This is a genomic window from Streptomyces sp. NPDC021100 (genome assembly GCF_044333095.1).
GTDB lineage: Bacteria > Actinomycetota > Actinomycetes > Streptomycetales > Streptomycetaceae > Streptomyces.
In genome coordinates this window covers 94,872-111,717 of sequence record NZ_JBIRQH010000010.1, presented here as the reverse complement: position 1 = coordinate 111,717, position 16,846 = coordinate 94,872, and the positions used below count along the sequence as shown (strand labels likewise).

Sequence of the window (16,846 nt, the reverse complement as noted above, 5' to 3'; positions counted from 1 at the left end):
CCCGGCGGCACCCGCACTCGAACTATTGTGCTCGATGCCCCCTCCGCACCCGTGAAAGGACCCCCGTGCGCCTCACCTCCACCGCCGTGACCGCCGCCCTCCTCGCCCTGGCCCTGCCGGCCGCGACCGCGACCGCCGCCGAGGCCCGGCCGGCCACGGGCGCGCGCGTCACGGCCGCGCACGCCGTGCCCGGGGACGCCGTCCGGATCACCGAGGGCCAGGTGCGCGAGGCCGCCCCCGGCACGCCGCTGCTGTACCCGAGCGTCACCAGTTGCCTGACGGTGACCGTGCGGCTCGCGGGCGGCGGCCTGGTGGGCGCCCACGCCAGTCTGTTCCAGGTGCCCGGCGAGCTGCGCTCGGACGCGATCCTGCCCGCCCTGCGGGCCCGGGTCGGCCACCGGCAGGTGCGGTCCGTGGAGGTGAAGGGCGCGCTCGGCGCCTGGCACCCGGGCTATCTGACCAAGGCCGTCGAGGCGTACGGCCCGGACGAGCGGGTCCCGGTGCCCTCGGGCCCCGACGCCGAGGGCGTCGCGCGGGCCGTGGCCCGGGCGCTCGGGCAGCCGCGTGCCGTGGTCGCGGTGGCGGACGTGCCCGACGGGGACCTGCTCGTCCGGTGACCCCGGCGGGCCCCGGCCGTACACCGCCTCCCGCGCCCCGGGTGGGCCGTCGGCCGGTTCCGAGAGAAACTGGAAGGACCGGCTCCGTCCGGACCGGGGTCCGGGGCACCCGTCGTGCTCCCGGGCCGGCCCCTGACAACACCACGCACGTTCCTTGCCTCACCCGCTCGCGCGGCGCTCGCCGCGCGCGTCCCGTGAGCCTCACGCGACCCAGGTCACCGGGTGTGCCGCCGACCACCGGGGGCAGACGCCGGGACGTCCGGCCGGGAGCGCGGGGTTTCCGGCCGAGCTGTCCGGGAGGTGCGTCATGGCAACGGTCGAACAACGTTCCGACGGCGCGGGGGGTGACTCGGGGACGGTGACCACGTCCGTCCCGGCACGGCTGGACCGGCTGCCGTGGTCGCGGTGGCACTGGATGGTGGTGATCGGCCTCGGCACGGTGTGGATACTCGACGGCCTCGAGGTGACCGTCGTGGGCAACATCGCCTCCCGGCTGTCCGAGCACGGCAGCGGACTCGACATCTCCTCCGCCCAGGTGACCGGCCTCGCCGCCGCGCTGTACGTGGCGGGCGCCTGTGTGGGCGCCCTTTTCTTCGGGTGGCTGACCGACCGGCTGGGCCGTAAAAGGCTGTTCATGCTGACGCTCGCGGTGTACCTGGCCGCGACCGCGATGACGGGGCTCTCCTTCCACTCCTGGTGGTTCTTCCTCTTCCGCTTCCTCACCGGCTGCGGCATCGGCGGTGAGTACGCGGCCATCAACTCCGCGGTGGACGAGCTGATACCGGCCCCGTACCGCGGGCGCGTCGACCTCATCATCAACGGCAGCTTCTGGATCGGCGCCGTGGGCGGGTCGCTGCTGTCGGTCCTCATGCTCGACACCGCCCTGTTCCCGGCCTGGCTCGGCTGGCGGCTCACCTTCGGCCTCGGCGTGGTCCTGGGCCTGGTGATCCTGCTGGTCCGGCGGAACGTTCCCGAGTCGCCCCGCTGGCTGTTCATCCACGGCCGGGGCGAGGAGGCGGAGGAACTCGTCGGCTCCATCGAGCGGCAGGTCGCCGCCGACACCGGCCGCGCCTGCGAGCCGGTGGACCGGAAGATCACCATCCATCGACGGGGCAGCGTCGGCTTCCTGACCATCGCGCGGACCGTCTTCCGCGACTATCCCCGCAGGTCCGCGCTGGGGCTGGCGCTCTTCATCGGCCAGGCGTTCCTCTACAACGCCATCACCTTCGGCTTCGGCTCGATTCTCACCGACTTCTTCTCGGTGCCCTCCGGTCACACGGGCTACTACTTCGCGGTCATCGCCTTCGTGAACTTCCTCGGCCCGCTGCTGCTGGGGCGCCTCTTCGACACCGTCGGCCGGCGGCCGATGATCACGGGCACCTATGTGCTGAGCGGTCTGCTGCTGTTCGGCACCGCCTGGCTGTTCGGCCGGGGCTCGCTCACGGCGGCCACGATGACGGCCTGCTGGTGCGCGGTGCTGTTCTTCGCCTCGGCGGGCGCGAGCAGCGCCTATCTGACGGTGAGCGAGATCTTCCCGATGGAGACGCGCGCGCTGGCCATCGCGTTCTTCTACGCGGTCGGAACGGCCGCCGGCGGCATCACCGGCCCGCTGCTGTTCGCCAAGCTGACGGGCTCCGGGGTGGTCGGCGACACGGTGCTGGCGTTCCGGATCGGCGCGGCGCTGATGACGGTCGCGGGCGTGGTGGCGGGCTTCCTCGCCCTGCCCGCCGAGCGCCGTTCGCTGGAGGACATCGCCACCCCGCTCACAGCCGCGAGCGCGGACACGGGCGCCCCGACCGGCACGCCCTGACCTGCCGGCATGCCCTGACCCATCGGCACTTCCTGACGCTCCGCCACGACCGGTGACCCCGGCCGGAAACCGGGACCAGGCCCGCACGCACCCACCGCGTGCGGGCCTTCCGCATGCCCACGCGCCCGTTCCACTCCTGGCCGGATCCGGTTTTCGAGAGTGAGATCACTTTCAGAACACTTGTTTTGACATGCGCACGCCGCCATTGTGTTGCCCGGCACTCACCCCCCGGACACCCCGTGCCATCAGCCTGATCCGCGATTGCCCTCCGCCCACCTCCCGGGAGCGTCACGCATGCGTCTCTACGCGCGTCGAATATCCGTCACCGCCGGCCTCGCCGCCCTGACCGGCACGATCGTCCTCAACGCACCCGGCGCCCAGGCCGCGCCGCCCCGCCCCGGTGGACGCCGCCACCGCGCGCTCCTACGTGAACGAGCTGACCGTCCGCCCCGAGGGCACCCTGAACGGTTACAGCCGGGCCCAGTTCCCGCACTGGATCACCCAGCACGGGGAGTGCAACACCCGCGAGGTCGTCCTCCAGCGCGACGGCCAGGGCGTCGAGCAGGACGACCGCTGCGCCGCCGTCGCGGGCACCTGGTACTCCCCCTACGACGGCGCTTCCTCGCCACAGCACCTGACGCCCTGAGCTCCGTCCACTCAGACTCCGGTCCGGCCGACCCCACCGAGCACGGACTGCCCGATCACGCCGCGGACGCCCCTGGCCACCTGTCGGCAACCAGCTGTTCACCGCATTGATCTACCCGCATAGACAAGCGACTGTTGTCATGTCATCGACACTTCGACGCTTGCCGAAGTGAGTCTTCCATCCAGGAGTTACGCCATGCCCCACATGCGCCAAATTGCCGTCGCCGTCTGCTCGTTGGCACTCGCCACCGGCGGCCTGATCGTCACCACCGGCACCGCGCACGCCGCCAGCTGCTCGCAGGCCTACCTGCCGCTGCAGGATCCCACCTGCCAGCCCGGTGCGCTCAACTCGGCCGTCACGCAGTCCACGATCAACTCCACGATCTGCGTCTCCGGCTACAGTTCCTCGATCCGTCCGTCGACCAGCTACACCAACGCGCTGAAGGTGAAGCAGATCGCCGAGTACGGCTACAGCGATACCGACACCGCGGACTACGAGGAAGACCACCTCATACCGCTGTCCCTGGGCGGCAACCCGAAGAGCGAGCAGAACTTGTGGCCCGAGCCCCGCTACGACGCGGGCGGTTCCAGCGCCACCGACAAGGACACCGTCGAGTACAAGCTGTACAAGGCGGTCTGTGCAGGAACGATCAAGCTGGCTCCGGCGCAGAAGGCCATAGCCACCAACTGGACCACCGCCCTGGAGGCCGTCGGCCTGAGCTGACGTATCTCCGCCGCACGGCTCCCGGCACGGGCACGACCGCGCAGGTCGAGGTCGTCCACCGCGACGACCACCCGCACGGCGTGTGGGCCAAGAGCGGCCACCGTCGCGTCTTCATCGGCTCCACCCGGCGCCGACTACGCCTGTACGTACGTGCGCATGTGGGTCACCACCGTCAAGCACGACTACAAGCTCACGGCGGACAGCGCCGAGAAGAACAAGCTGGCGGCGGTCCTCAAGGGCTGCTGACCCGGAACGCCCCTCCCCCGGGCCCGTCGTCCTACCCGGGCGGCGGGCCCGCCACCGTCCGCGCGATGTCGAGGGTGAGCCGCTGCCACGGGTCGCGCGGGTCGCGGCCGGTCAGTTCGCGGACCCGGCGCAGCCGGTAGCGCAGGGACTGCGGGTGCAGCCGCAGGCCGCGGGCGGCGGCGGTGGCGGAGCCCGTGTCGAGGTACGCGGTCAGGGCCTCCAGCAGGTGCCGCTGGGCGGACCGGGCGAGCGGGCCGAGGACCAGCCGGCCGATGTGCTCCGCGTCCGTGGCCGGATGTCCGGCGAGCAGCGCCAGGACGTGCGCGTCGGCGTCGGTGAGGATCCGCCCGGGGCGGTGGGCGTGGTCCGGCGCGGTGGCGAGGGCGCCGGCGGCGAGGCGGTGGGCGACGGCGATCCGGTCCAGGCCCTCGCCGGTGATCGCGCAGCCGCGCAGACCGCGTTCCCCCAGCACCCCGGGGGCCGCCGCGGCGGCGTCCGCCGGGAGCAGCAGCACCGTGCGCGGCCCCTGCGCGGTGGCCAGCGGGGTACCGGCGGCCGGGCCCGTGAGCACGGCGAGCAGCTCCGCGGGGTCCGCCGGGCGGTCGCCCGCGCCCGGCCCGACGACCAGCAGGCAGTAGGGGTACGGCAGTTCGACGCCGAGGCGGGCGGCCCGGTCGGTCACCGCGCCGACGGACGCGTGCCGGCCGGCGATGAGGTCGTCCAGCAGCAGGCGCAGCGCCTGCGCGCGGTCGCCCGCCAGCCGGTCGCTGGTGGCGGTGTAGGAACCGTCCATCACCTCGCACAGGGTGTCGAGGGTGGTGAGGAGCTGCCGGGTGAGGGCGAACGCGTCGGCGGCGGCGGAGGGGGCGGCGCGGGCCGCGATCTCGTCCACCAGCACGGCGGCGGCGACCCGGTAGGCCCGCAGCACGGCCGGCAGCGGGCGGCCGTCCGCCGCCCGGGCGGCCGCGATGCCGCGGAAGCGGCGCAGGTCGGCCGGGCCGATGTCGCCGTCGACGGCCCACAGGTGCAGGAAGCGCTCCAGCGCCCAGGCCGCTATGGCCCGGACCTCCCCGCGGCGCCCGCCGTCCAGGTCCGCGTAGGCGGGGACCCGTTCGTGGACCGCGTCGACGACGGCCTCGACGACGCGCGGGTCGGCGACCAGCTCCCGGCGGATCCGCTCGCGTTCGTTCGTCACCCCGTGATGGTCGCAGTACTCACCCCGTGCGCACCACCGTGGACGGGGCACGTCGCCGCCGTGAGGATCGCTGCCGGAACGCAGCGGTTCCACGGACGGAGGCGGGACGGACCCATGACGACCACGCCGCGCTGGGCGGACTACCAGTACGAGATCTACCTGAACGGCCTGTCGGGGGCGGTCCCCAGGCTGCCGGCCGATCCGAGCCGGCTGGAGGAGCTGGTCGAACGGCGGCTCGGCGCCGGCCCCGCGGGGTACATGATCGGCGCGGCGGGCACCGGGAGCACCGCCCGCGCCAACCGCGCCGCCCTCGACCGGTGGCGGATCGTGCCGCGGATGCTGCGGGACGTGGCCGAACGCGACCTGTCCGTCGAGCTGTTCGGCCGCCGGCTGCCGGCGCCGCTCGCGCTGGCGCCGGTCGGCATCCTGAAGATCGCGCATCCGGACGCCGAGCCGGCCGCGGCCCGCGCCGCCGCCGCGCTCGGCGTCCCGTACGTCCTGTCGTCGGCGTCCAGCACCCCGATGGAACGGGTCGCGGAGGCGATGGGCGACGCCGAGCGGTGGTTCCAGCTGTACTGGCCGAAGGACCGCGAGGTGGCCCGGAGTTTCCTGTCCCGGGCCCGGGCGGCGGGCTACACGGCCCTGTTCGTCACCCTGGACACGCCGCTGCTGTCCTGGCGCCCCCGCGACCTGGACCAGGCGTACCTGCCGTTCCTGCACGGCGTCGGCACGGCCAACTACTTCAGCGACCCGGCGTTCCGGGCCGGGCTGGCCAAGCCCGTGGAGGAGGACCGCGAGGCGGCGGTCCGGCACTTCCTCGGGATGTTCTCCGACGCCGGGAAGACCTGGCCCGACCTGGCGTTCCTGCGGGAGCACTGGGACGGGCCGATCGTGCTCAAGGGCGTGCTGCACCCGGACGACGCGCGGGCCGCCGCCGACGCGGGCATGGACGGCGTCGTCGTCTCCAACCACGGCGGCCGGCAGGTGGCGGGCGCGGTGGCCGCCGCCGACGCGCTGCCCGGCGTGGCGGCGGCGGCCGGCGACCGGCTGACCGTCCTGTTCGACAGCGGGGTGCGCACGGGCGACGACGTGTTCAAGGCCCTCGCGCTGGGCGCGCGGACGGTGCTGCTGGGCCGGCCGTACGTGTACGGGCTGGCCCTGGACGGGCAGGCGGGCGTGGACCACGTCATCCGGTGCCTGCTCGCCGAGTTGGACCTCACCCTGGCCCTGTCCGGGCACGCGGGCCCCGCCTCGCCGGGCCCCGCCGACCTCGTCCGGGAGGCGCTGTGAGCGAGCTCAAGAATGTCCTGGCCGTGGTCTCCCCGCACGTCGGCGGGCGGGCGGCCGGTGCCGCGCTCGCCGGCCTGTTCCCGGGCCGGGCCCGGGTCACCGTCGTGGAGACGGCCGACGAGGACCCGACCGCGCTGCGCGAGGCGCACGTCGTCATCACCGGCCTCGGGCCGTTGACGGCCGCGCACTTCGCCGCCGCGCCCGTCCTGGAACTCGTCCAGTGCGCCAGCCACGGCTACGACTACGTGGACCTGGACGCCGCCCGCGCGCGCTCGATCCCCGTCTGCACCATCGGCTCCAGCACCGCGGAGCGGCAGAACGTGGCCGAGCAGACCTTCGCCCTGATGCTGGCCCTCGCCAAGCGGCTGGTCCCGGCGCACACCGCGCTCACCGAGGGGGACTGGGCGCTGCCGCGCCTCCAGTCGTCGATCACCGAGCTGTCCGGGAAGACGCTGGGGATCGTGGGGCTGGGCACCATCGGCACCGAAGTGGCCCTGCGCGCGGTGGCGTTCGGCATGCGGATCGTCTACAGCGGTCCGGAGGCGGCGGCGCCGGAGACCGAGGCCCGGCTCGGCGCCCGCCGCGTCGAGCTGGAGGAGCTGCTCCGCACGTCCGACTACGTGACGCTGCACGCGCCGCTCACCGACGCCACCCGGCACCTGCTGGACGCCGGGCGGCTGGCCCTGCTCAAGCCCACCGCTTTCGTGGTGAACACGGCCCGCGGCGCCCTGATCGACCAGGAGGCGCTCGCCGACGCGCTGGAGGCGGGCAGGCTGGCCGGCGCCGGGCTGGACGTCTTCGACCCGGAGCCGCCCCCGGCGTCGCTGCGGCTGCTGCGCGCCCCGCACGTGGTCCTCTCCCCGCACGTCGCGGGCGTCACCCGGGAGACGCTGGTACGCATCGCGCTCGCCGCCGTGCAGAACGTCCTGGAGTACTTCGAGGGCGAACCGCCGCGCGACGTGGTCTCCTGAATCCCCCTTCCCCGACCGGAGGTTGTGACATGCACCGAAGAACAGCCCCCCGCGGCCGCTTGGCGCGCGCCCTGCTGTGCGGCGTCCTGGCGCTGCTGCCCGCGTTCGCGGGCGGGGTCGCCGCGGCCCCGCCCGCGAGCGCCCGGACCGTGGCGCAGGCGTGCGGCACGGACACCACGGCCCTCGGCCGGGCCGACCGGCCCGTCGCCGGGACACTGGTGTCGGCCGTCCGCGCCGACGGCCGGACCGAGCAGTTCCAGCAGTTCTACGACACCTCGACGATGGGCGGGCTGCCCTTCGTCTGGCACCGGTCGCAGGACGAGCCGGGCGGCGCGTACGGCGACTGGGAGCGGGTGAGCGCGACGCCCGTCGGCCCCAAGCTGTACGAGGTGGACGCGGTGGAGAACTCCGTCGGCGGGCTGGAGGTGTTCTTCTCCTCTTACGGCGGCTTCTGCCACACCGTGCTGCGCACGCCTGACGACGAATGGCCCCCGGCGGAGGGCTTCGAGCTGGCGCCGCCTCCGTACCACGGCGGTCTGACCCTCTTCAAGGACCGCGGCGGCCGGCTGCACGCCTTCGCCGCGAGCCGGTCCACCGGCGCGGCCATGGAGGTGCGCAGCCAGTACGCGACCACCGACGACCACTGGGGCGGGGTGCGTGCCACGGGCCCGGTGCCGGAGAGCGGGGTCGGCCTGAGCGCGCCGTCCGTCACCCAGCTCCCCGACGGCCGGCTGCGGCTGGTCGCCCGGGAGTGGAACCGCGACCGCTACTGGACGGCCACCGAGCGGGAACCCTTCGTGGCCTGGGAGCCGTGGCGGCTGTGCGCGGACGCGAGCTGCTCCTGACGGCCGGACTTCCCCGCCCGCCGACGTGGCCGAACGCCGGCGGGCACCGGGGCGACACCTGTGTGCCGGTGCCGCCGGGCACGCCGGCGGCCCGGCTCGGGGCGGCGGGCTTCGAGGAGGCTCTGGTCAGCGCCGGAAAGGGCAGGTTCCGCTTCCGGGCCTTCGCGGGCGGCGTGTGAGCCGACGGCCCGGAGAGACCCGCCGGGCGGCTACTTCACCTTGTACTCACAGGGCTTGTTGCTCTTGCCGTCCTGGTTGTCCGCGACCTTCTTCCCGTCGACGACGATGGTGCACGACCCGGCGCGCAGCATCCCGTTCTCGTCCTGCGACGAGCCGGGGACCACGCTCACCAGCCGGCCGACCTTGCGTTCCGCGCCCTCCGGCGTGATGGTGGCGGTCCTCTTCCAGGGCAGGGTCACCTGCTGCGCGCCGTTGCCGTCGAGGTTGTAGTAGATCTGCGTCGTCCCCTTGCCCCGCACCTCCAGGGTCACCTGGTGGGACGTCCCCTTGTCGGCGTCCTCCTTGGGCTGGGCCTTCGGCCCCCGCGACGCGGACGTGTCCTTGCCGGCCTTGTCGTCGCTCTTGTCCCCACCACCGCAACCGGCCAGCAGTGCGGCGGTCGCGACCGTGACGACGGCCATGGCTGTCTTGCGCATGTCTCCTCTTCCGACGGCGACGGCCCGGGCGGACGGCCCGGACCGGCCGTCGATCATATGCCGTGCGCGAAGACGGCCCCGGACGGGCGCGGCGTCCGTCAGCTCTCGTGGAAGCCGTCGCGCAGCAGGGAGAAGGCGTGGTCGGCGTCGGCGACGGCCTCGGGGTGGACCTCGTCGGCCGAGCGGCCCGTGACGATGTGTTCCCAGTTGGCCAGGGCGAGGGTCCGCCGGGTGGCGACCAGTTGTCCGGCCAGCAGCCGTGCGGTGATCTCGGACCGTTCGGTGTCCAGCGTCTCGCGGAGGGCCTCGGCCAGGGCCTCCTCCTCGCGTGCCAGGTACTCGCCCATGCGGGCCACCAGGGTCGGCGTGGAGCGGATGAGGCCGTGGAAGGCGAGGACCTCGGCGGCGTCGTTGAGGCCGGTGATGGGGTCGCGGGCGTCCAGGCGGGCGCGGAAGTCGCGGTGCAGGGCGTCCAGGACGGAGACCCCGGGGCCGCGTTCGCGGACCACGTCGGCCGCGTCGGTCTGGTGGTCGGCGAACCGGTGGACGACCAGGTCCTCCTTGGTCGGGAAGTACCGGAACAGCGTGGGTTTGGAGACCTCGGCATCCGCCGCGACGTCCGCCACCGACACCCCGTCGAAGCCGTGCCGGAGGAACAGCCTGATCGCCGTGTCGGAGATGGCCGCCCGCGTCCGCTGCTTCTTGCGCTCCCGCAGGCCCGTCGATCCGTCCATGCGGTCACCCTAACACGCACGTTACCAGGGAACTCAACTGACCGAGTCCACTATGTGACCTGGTAATCCGTTTCGCGCGCCACCCGCCGCCGCCGACAATGGCGGCATGGAACTGCGCGGGGAGAGGGTCGTGCTGCGGCCCGTCGGGAACGGGGACGCCGAGATCCTCGACAGGATCGTCCGGGAGCCGGCCGTCGCGCGCTGGTGGTCGCCGCCGGACGACTACGCGGACATGCTCGCCGTCACCCTCGGCGCGCCCGGGGGCGAGGTCGTCGGGGCGGTCCGGTACGACGAGGAGACCCACCCGGAGTTCCGGAGCGCCGGCATGGACATCTTCCTGACGACGGCTCACCACGGCGAGGGTCTCGGCTCCGACGCCCTCCGCACGCTCGCCCGGTGGCTGCTCGGCGAGCGCGGACACCACCGGCTCACCATCGACCCGCTCGCCGCGAACACGGCGGCCGTCCGCTGCTACACCAAGCTCGGTTTCCGGCCGGTCGGGATCCTGCGCGCGTACCAGCGCGACCACCGTTCGGGGGTCTGGCAGGACGCCCTGCTCATGGACCTGCTCGCGGACGAACTCACCTGACCCGCCTGACTCATGCGCCCTCCGACCCACCCTGGCAGCGCGGGCACCAGTAGGTCGGCCGTTCCCGGCCGGGCTCCCCCTGGTCCGCGAGGCGGACCGGCCCGCCGCAGCGGCGGCAGGGGCGGCCCGCGCGGCCGTAGACCCAGAGGCGGCGGTCGGGATGCGGATCGGCGGTGGTGATCCGGGCGGAGCGGTCCTTGTTGACGTCGAGGAGTTTCCGGGCCAGGGCCGGCAGCCGGGCCGGTGAGGGCACCCGCCCCATGGGCAGCCAGGGCGAGATCCGCAGCATGTGGCAGATCTCGGACTTGTAGACGTTGCCGACGCCGGCGAGGTTGCGCTGGTCGAGCAGCGCGTCGCCGACGGCCCGTCCGGGGTCTGCGAGGAGGCGGCGCAGCGCCTCCGCCGCGTCCCAGTCCGGTCCGAGGAGGTCCGGTCCGAGGTGGCCGACGACGGTGGACTCGTCGGCGGTGCGCAGCAGTTCGAGCACGGGGAGGCGGTAACCGACCGCGACGTGGCGGTCGTTGGCGAGGACGGCGCGGATCTGGTGCCCGGGGCCGCCGCGCGGGCGCTCGCCGGCGGCGTGGACGCGCCAGGAGCCCTCCATGCCGAGGTGCGAGTGGAGGGTGAGGCCGCCGTCCACCCGCAGGAGCAGGTGTTTGCCCCGCGACACCGCCTCGACGACGTCCCGGCCGGCGAGGTCGGTCGTCGCCAGGGCGGGGACCCGCAGGTCGCTGCGGGTCAGGGTGGTGCCCGCCAGAGCGCGGTGGAGGCGCCGCGCGGTCCGCCAGACGGTGTCGCCCTCGGGCATGCGGCGCCTCCCACGGCGTACGGTCCCTCAGTCGCGGGACAGCGGTGTCTTGAGGGACACCCGGCCGCTCACCTCCTCCGGCACGGTGTCCTCCACCCAGGATGCGGCCCGGCCCGCCGTGGCGTCACCGGTGGCGGCGAGGTGGGAGAGCCGCTGGGTGACACCCGAGGCGGCGGGGGCGGGGGCGGCCGTCGGGCCTTCGGCGGCGTACGCGGTGGTGGTCGCGGTGGCGAGGCCGCCGGAGAGGAGGAGCAGCGACCCGGCGGCGATGCGCGACATGATGCGGTTGTTCATGCCGTGCCAACGAGCCACCGGGGACAAACGACACGAACGCCGCGTGACGCCTGTTCCGTCCCTCACTCCGCGTATCGGAGTTTGTCCGGATTGAGGACGGCGAAGATGGCGTGGATCCGGCCGTCGCGTACGTCGATCAGGATGACCTGGCCGCGGCCACGCATGGTGAGCCGGAGCGCGGGCTCGCCGTTGACCTCGACGAACCGCCGGGCGGTGATCCCGTACTTGGCCGCCAGCCCCAGCACGAGTGCCGCCGCCTTGTCCCGGCCGAAGACCGGCCGCTGGGCCGAGCTGACCTTGCCGCCGCCGTCGCTCCACACCGTCACATCGGCGCTCAGCAGGTCCTTCAGCCCGGCCAGGTCACCGCCGGCCGCCGCCTCCAGGAACCGGGTGAGCAGCCGCTCGTGCTCCTCGCGCGACGGCCGCGGCCGGGGCCGGGCGGCCGTGAGGTGGCCGAGGGCGCGGCGGTGGATCTGCCGGCAGGTCGCCGCGGAGGCGCCGACGACCTCGGCGATCTGCTCGTACGGCATCTCGAAGGCGTCCCGCAGCACGAACACCGCCCGCTCCGGCGGAGTGAGCCGTTCCATCATGTGGAGGGTGGCGTAGGAGAGGCTGTCGCGCAGCTCGGCCGTGTCCAGCGGCCCGGCCGCGTCCGTGGCGACGGGCTCCGGCAGCCACTCGCCCCGGTACGCCTCGCGGGTGACGCGGGCGGAGCGCAGCTGGTCCAGGGCGAGGCGGGAGACGACCGTCGCGAGGAAGGCGCGCGGCTCGCGGACGGTCTCCCGGTCGGTGCGGGCCCAGCGCAGGTACGCCTCCTGGACCACGTCCTCGGCGTCCCACATGCTGCCCAGCATCCGGTAGGCGATCCCCAGCAGCAGGGGCCGCTGCCCCTCGAACACGTCGTCCATCGTCCCCGGTCTCCCCGTTCCCCGCTCCGGCGCGCGGCCGGAATACCGGCCCGTTCGTACGACCGTACGGGAGCCGGCCGGCCGCGGCGGAACGGGGGCCGGATTCCCGTCCACCGGGGCCTTTCGGCCCTTGGCGGGCCACCGCCGGGCCACGCAGCGTGGGCGGCGGAACAACCCTTGATCTGCGGAGGGGACTGATGGCGATGGGCGCGGCGCGACTCGGCACCACCGACCTGGAGACGCTACTGACGGCGGCGGCAGCGGCCCCGTCGATCCACAACTCGCAGCCGTGGGAGATCCGTCCGGTCCCGGGCACGTTCCGGCTGGAGGTGCGCCCGGCCGCGGACCGGTGGCTGCCGGCCGCCGATCCGACGGGGCGGGCGCGGCTGCTGTCCGTCGGCGCGGCCCTGTTCAACCTGCGGGTGGCGGCGGGGCACTTGGGCCGCCGGCCGCGGGTGCGGCTGCTGCCCGACGCCGGGGACCCGGGCCTGGTGGCCGTCGTGGACCTCACCGGCCTCCCGCCGGACACCTCCCGGCAGCCGGACCTCTACGAGGCCGTCGCCCTGCGCCGTACCAGCCGGGCGCCGTTCACGGGACGGCCCGTGCCCGCCCGGACGCTGACCGAGCTGGCGTCGGCCGTGCTGACCGAGGGCGCCCGGCTGTACCTGCCCGGCGTCGTCGCCACCCGCCGCATGCTGGCCCTGACCGCCGAAGCGGAGCGGCGCAACCGCCGCGACTCGGCGCGGGTCCGGGAGAGCCGTGCCTGGGTGCACGCCGGGAACCTCCCCTACGGGATCCCGGCCGCCGCGCTGGGGCCGCTGGACGCGACGGGCCGGATCCCGGTCCGCGACTTCACCGGCGCGGGCCGCGCCCGGCGGGCCCCGGCGGTGCCCTTCGAACGCCACGCGCAGCTCGCCCTGGTGGTCACGCGCCGCGACCGCCCGGCGGACTGGCTCCGGGCCGGCCAGGCCCTGCAACGCGTCCTCCTGCTGGCCACCGCCCGCGGCCTCCGCACCTGCCCGCTGCACCAGGCCCTGGAGTGGCCCGACCTCCGCAGCGCCCTCGGCGGCGAGTCCAACCGCCCGCAGTTCCTCTTCCGCCTGGGCTACGGCCCCCAGGGCGCGCCGACGCCGCGGGCGGCGCTCACGGCGGGCGCGCCCGCCCGGGGAACCCAGGACACAACCCAGGCATATTTTTAACTCGGTTAACCTATCCTGGGGGCGTCACCATCCACCGTGGAGAGGAAGCGCTCACCCATGCCGCCCCACATCCAGGAATCCGGGGAACGCCGGCCGGCCGCCGGCGTTCCGGGCACCGCGCTCGCCGAGGAACGGGAGTACGCGATGGCGTGCCGCGAGGCCGCGCGCCACGAAGTGGCCGACGCCGGGGGCCGGGTCACCGAAGGCGAGGACGTCTCGGGCGACGGCGCGAGCGCCGAGGCGCTCGGCCGGTACCTGCGGACCCGCGCCCGCCGGCTGGCGGAGGAACCGGACGGCCCGCCGTTCTTCGGACGGCTCGACTTCGAGGACGGCCCCGCCGCCGGCGACCACCGGGGGCAGCGGTATCACGTCGGCCGGCGCCGCGTCGCGGTCCACCCGGCCGCGCCGCCTCTGGTGATCGACTGGCGGGCGCCGGTCGCCCGCGTCTACTACCAGGCGAGCGCCCGCGACCCCCAAGGCGTCGCCGTACGCCGCCGGTTCGGCTGGGCGCCCGGGAGCGACGGCGCCCCCGACGACCTGACCGCGCTGGAGGACGAACACCTCGGCCCCGCCCGGGCCGCCGGGCCGGCCGCCGCTTCGGCCGCCGCGAGCGGTCTGCTCGCCGCGGAGATCGAACGGCCCCGGCTCGGGCCGATGCGCGACATCGCGGCGACCATCCAGCCGGAACAGGACGACCTGGTCCGCGGCGGCCTCGCCGACTCGGTCTGCGTCCAGGGCGCCCCCGGAAGCGGCAAGACGGCCGTCGGCCTGCACCGCGCCGCGTACCTGCTCTACACCTTCCCCGAACGGCTCCGCCGCGGCGGCCTCCTCGTCATCGGCCCCAACCGGACCTTCCTCCGCTACATCTCCGAGGTCCTGCCCGCGCTCGGCGAGTCCGGCGTCACCCAGCTCACCGTCGCCGACCTCGTCGCCCGCCACCCCGTCCGGGCGGCCGACGACGCGCACACGGCCGTACTGAAACACGACGAGCGGATGGCCGCGGTCCTCGAACGGGCGCTGCACGCCCGGCTGTCCGCTCCCCGGGAGCCGCTGGTCGTCACCGACGGCTCATACCGCTGGCGCGTGCCCGAGGAGGCGCTCGCCGACGCCGTCGCCGACGTCCGCGGCCGGGGCCTGCCGTACGCGACCGGCCGCGAGCACCTGCGCGCCCGCGCCGTCGCGCTCGTCCGGCGGCAGGCCGAGCGCCGGGCCGGCCCGCGTGGCGCGGCCTGGGAGCGGAAGGTCGGCCGCTGCCGCCCGGTGGCCTCGTTCCTCGACACGGTGTGGCCGGTGACCTGTCCGGAGGACGTGGTCGCCGCCCTCCTGGGCGACGCCGGGACGCTCGCGGCGGCGGCGGACGGGCTGTTCACCGCCGCCGAGCAGGCCGCCCTGCGCCGGGACCGCCCCCCGCGCTCGTACCGCGGCGCCCGCTGGTCGGCGGCGGACCTGCTCCTGCTGGACGAGGTCGCCGGGCTGATCGAACACCCCGAGGGCTACGGGCACGTGGTGGTGGACGAGGCCCAGGACCTGTCGCCGATGCAGTGCCGGGCCGTCGCCCGGCGCAGCAGGTTCGGATCGCTGACCGTACTCGGCGACCTCGCCCAGGCCACCGAGCCCTGGGCGCCGCGCGACTGGGCGGCCCAACTGGACCGGCTGGGCAAGCCGCACGCGGCGGTGGTGCCGCTGACGACCGGCTTCCGCGTCCCGGCCCCCGTCATGGAACTGGCCGGCCGGCTCGTCCCCGCACTCGGCGTGAACGTACCGCGGGCCCGCTCCCTGCGCCCGGACGGCGAACTGACGATCCGCCATGTCGACGATCCGGTGGCCGCCGTGGCACCGGCGGTCCGGGCCGCGCTGAGGCGGGACGGAGCGATCGCGGTGATCACCGCGGACGTCGATCTGCCCCGGACGGAGGAAGCCCTGCGCGCCGCCGGCATCACGCCGGCGACAGCGGAGGACGAGGACACGGGCACGGCGGCCCGCGTCACCGTCCTGCCGGCGACCCTGGTCAAGGGCCTGGAGTACGACCACGTCATCGTGATCGAGCCGGCCGCCATCGCCGAAGCGGAACCACGCGGCCTGCACCGCCTGTACGTCGTCCTGACGCGGGCCGTCTCCCGCCTGGACATCCTCCACGGCCGGCCCCTGCCGGGGCCGCTGGCGGGGTGACGGCGGACGTACGAGAACGGTGGCGGGCCGACGGGCCTGGGCGGCCGCGGCCCGGGTGGCGCCGGCCCTTGGCGGTGGCGGCGTCCGCCGAGGGCCCGCGCGCGCCCTCCGGCAGCAGGGCGCGCGACGCGCCGGGGGGGTACGGCCGCCACCGGAGGCACGGCGCCGTGCGAGGCCACAACCACCCTGGCGCCCCCGTCGAAGACCCTCGCGCCGGCGCGGCGGGGGGGTGCGGGGGCTCGCCTCCACGAGAAACGGTGAACGGGGGTGCCCCCTCTGGAGGAGGGGCCGGGGCACACCGGACGACGGTCAGACCGTTGGTACCAGCGCCGTCCACCGCTCCAGGAGGGCTCGGTCACCCTCCACGCCCGCCAGCCCCTTCGCGGCGATGCGGCGCCAGAGGAAGAGCGTCAAGTCCGAGGCACTGCCGGACAGTTCGACGTCGCTGGGGCCGGGGCCCGGCGCGTAGCGGACGGTGTCGCCGTCGAAGTGGACGGTCCAGTGGCCCTCGCCGTCGGTGCGCCGGAAGCCGAACCGCTCGCCGGCGCCGGGCGCCGCCCGGCCGCCGGCCCGCCAGGCCGGGACGACCGTGCCGAGGAACCACCCGACACCGCCCGCCGCGAGCTCCGCGTCGAACGGCCCCGGCGCGCCGAGGGCGTTCTCCGCGTCCCAGCGGTGCACGGCCGCTTCGAAGGTCTGCGCCCACAGCCAGAAGCCGATGGTGCGGTCCGCCGACCAGGTCCACACGGGGTCGGCGGGATCCCGTTCGGCGAAGAGGGACGCCAGCGCGGCGGCGCCGTCCGCGAACCAGTCGACGAGGGAGGCCGGTACCGGCCCGTGGGTCGGCGGGTGGGCGGGGTCGGGCCAGCCGGCGCGGTCGGCGGGCAGGTCGAGGAAGGCGGTGTCCACGCGTTCGGGAGCGTCGTGGAGGCGGTCGCGGACGATCCGGGCCACGAACCGCTGCACCCAGCCCAGATGCCCGGTCAGGTCGCTGACCGTCCAGCCGGGGCACGAGGGGACCAGGGGCGCCTCCCCGGCGCGGGCGGCGCGCCGGACGGCGTCCTCGAACGCCCGCGTCTCGCGGCGGAAATGGGCTACGAGGTCCATACGCCGACCTTACCGCCGGCGGCGGTCGGCAGCCGCAGC

The 16,846-nt window shown here is 74.9% G+C and carries 17 protein-coding genes and 1 pseudogene; 11 read left to right on the top strand and 7 right to left on the bottom strand.

Going from position 1 to position 16,846, the window contains the following annotated elements:
* Positions 1-65 precede the first annotated feature (65 nt).
* From ACH4PU_RS19730 to ACH4PU_RS19715, 4 genes and pseudogenes are all read left to right on the top strand, one after another.
* Positions 66-617, top strand: a complete 552-nt coding sequence (locus tag ACH4PU_RS19730) for a hypothetical protein (protein WP_398273219.1) — start codon at positions 66-68, stop codon at positions 615-617.
* A 307-nt stretch (positions 618-924) separates the two neighbouring features.
* Positions 925-2,427 (top strand): MFS transporter, encoded by a 1,503-nt coding sequence (locus tag ACH4PU_RS19725; protein ID WP_398273217.1) that lies wholly within the window; start codon positions 925-927, stop codon positions 2,425-2,427.
* 294 nt (positions 2,428-2,721) lie between these two features.
* Positions 2,722-3,049: pseudogene (locus ACH4PU_RS19720) on the top strand (hypothetical protein); the annotation flags it as partial.
* 228 nt (positions 3,050-3,277) lie between these two features.
* Positions 3,278-3,796: a hypothetical protein gene (locus ACH4PU_RS19715; protein ID WP_398273215.1), complete on the top strand. Its 519-nt coding sequence runs from the start codon at positions 3,278-3,280 to the stop codon at positions 3,794-3,796.
* Positions 3,797-4,073: 277 nt separating this feature from the next.
* On the opposite strand, the gene ACH4PU_RS19710 is transcribed toward ACH4PU_RS19715, so the two are convergent.
* Positions 4,074-5,237, bottom strand: a complete 1,164-nt coding sequence (locus tag ACH4PU_RS19710; RefSeq protein WP_398273213.1) for a PucR family transcriptional regulator — start codon at positions 5,235-5,237, stop codon at positions 4,074-4,076.
* A gap of 114 nt (positions 5,238-5,351) precedes the next feature.
* Between ACH4PU_RS19710 and ACH4PU_RS19705 the strand changes: the two genes are divergently transcribed.
* From ACH4PU_RS19705 to ACH4PU_RS19690, 4 genes are read left to right on the top strand one after another with little or no spacing between them, the layout of a single operon-like run.
* Entirely contained in the window at positions 5,352-6,527 is a 1,176-nt protein-coding gene (locus tag ACH4PU_RS19705; protein ID WP_398273211.1) for a lactate 2-monooxygenase, read from the top strand.
* Positions 6,524-7,498 (top strand): 2-hydroxyacid dehydrogenase, encoded by a 975-nt coding sequence (locus tag ACH4PU_RS19700; RefSeq protein ID WP_398273209.1) that lies wholly within the window; start codon positions 6,524-6,526, stop codon positions 7,496-7,498. The genes ACH4PU_RS19705 and ACH4PU_RS19700 overlap by 4 nt, the downstream gene beginning before the upstream one ends.
* Positions 7,499-7,527: 29 nt before the next feature.
* Positions 7,528-8,343 carry a hypothetical protein gene (locus tag ACH4PU_RS19695; protein WP_398273207.1) on the top strand — a complete coding sequence of 272 codons (816 nt, stop codon included), beginning with the start codon at positions 7,528-7,530 and terminating at the stop codon, positions 8,341-8,343.
* Positions 8,319-8,522 carry a hypothetical protein gene (locus ACH4PU_RS19690; protein ID WP_398273205.1) on the top strand — a complete coding sequence of 68 codons (204 nt, stop codon included), beginning with the start codon at positions 8,319-8,321 and terminating at the stop codon, positions 8,520-8,522. Before ACH4PU_RS19695 ends, ACH4PU_RS19690 begins: the two co-directional genes overlap by 25 nt.
* A 30-nt stretch (positions 8,523-8,552) precedes the next feature.
* On the opposite strand, the gene ACH4PU_RS19685 is transcribed toward ACH4PU_RS19690, so the two are convergent.
* Positions 8,553-8,999, bottom strand: a complete 447-nt coding sequence (locus ACH4PU_RS19685; protein ID WP_398273203.1) for a hypothetical protein — start codon at positions 8,997-8,999, stop codon at positions 8,553-8,555.
* A gap of 98 nt (positions 9,000-9,097) precedes the next feature.
* The gene (locus ACH4PU_RS19680; RefSeq protein ID WP_398273201.1) at positions 9,098-9,733 is read right to left on the bottom strand and encodes a TetR/AcrR family transcriptional regulator; all 636 of its coding nucleotides are present in this window, start codon (positions 9,731-9,733) and stop codon (positions 9,098-9,100) included.
* A gap of 106 nt (positions 9,734-9,839) precedes the next feature.
* On the opposite strand from ACH4PU_RS19680, the gene aac(6') reads away from it, so the two are divergent.
* Positions 9,840-10,322 (top strand): aminoglycoside 6'-N-acetyltransferase, encoded by a 483-nt coding sequence (gene aac(6') / locus ACH4PU_RS19675; protein WP_398273199.1) that lies wholly within the window; start codon positions 9,840-9,842, stop codon positions 10,320-10,322.
* 10 nt (positions 10,323-10,332) lie between these two features.
* Here aac(6') and ACH4PU_RS19670 read toward each other — a convergent pair whose 3' ends face one another.
* The 3 genes from ACH4PU_RS19670 to ACH4PU_RS19660 form a co-directional block, all read right to left on the bottom strand.
* On the bottom strand, positions 10,333-11,130 hold the full coding sequence (locus ACH4PU_RS19670; protein ID WP_398273197.1) for a DNA-formamidopyrimidine glycosylase family protein: 798 nt from the start codon (positions 11,128-11,130) through the stop codon (positions 10,333-10,335).
* Positions 11,131-11,157: 27 nt separating this feature from the next.
* Positions 11,158-11,424: a hypothetical protein gene (locus tag ACH4PU_RS19665; RefSeq protein ID WP_398273195.1), complete on the bottom strand. Its 267-nt coding sequence runs from the start codon at positions 11,422-11,424 to the stop codon at positions 11,158-11,160.
* 62 nt (positions 11,425-11,486) lie between these two features.
* On the bottom strand, positions 11,487-12,332 hold the full coding sequence (locus ACH4PU_RS19660; RefSeq protein ID WP_398273193.1) for an RNA polymerase sigma-70 factor: 846 nt from the start codon (positions 12,330-12,332) through the stop codon (positions 11,487-11,489).
* Positions 12,333-12,535: 203 nt separating this feature from the next.
* Between ACH4PU_RS19660 and ACH4PU_RS19655 the strand changes: the two genes are divergently transcribed.
* Positions 12,536-13,531 (top strand): Acg family FMN-binding oxidoreductase, encoded by a 996-nt coding sequence (locus tag ACH4PU_RS19655; RefSeq protein WP_398273496.1) that lies wholly within the window; start codon positions 12,536-12,538, stop codon positions 13,529-13,531.
* A 57-nt stretch (positions 13,532-13,588) separates the two neighbouring features.
* On the top strand, positions 13,589-15,700 hold the full coding sequence (locus ACH4PU_RS19650) for a HelD family protein (protein ID WP_398273191.1): 2,112 nt from the start codon (positions 13,589-13,591) through the stop codon (positions 15,698-15,700).
* A gap of 309 nt (positions 15,701-16,009) precedes the next feature.
* Here the strand turns inward: ACH4PU_RS19650 and ACH4PU_RS19645 are convergent, their stop codons facing one another.
* Positions 16,010-16,807 (bottom strand): maleylpyruvate isomerase family mycothiol-dependent enzyme, encoded by a 798-nt coding sequence (locus ACH4PU_RS19645; RefSeq protein WP_398273189.1) that lies wholly within the window; start codon positions 16,805-16,807, stop codon positions 16,010-16,012.
* Between the last annotated feature and the right edge of the window lie 39 nt (positions 16,808-16,846).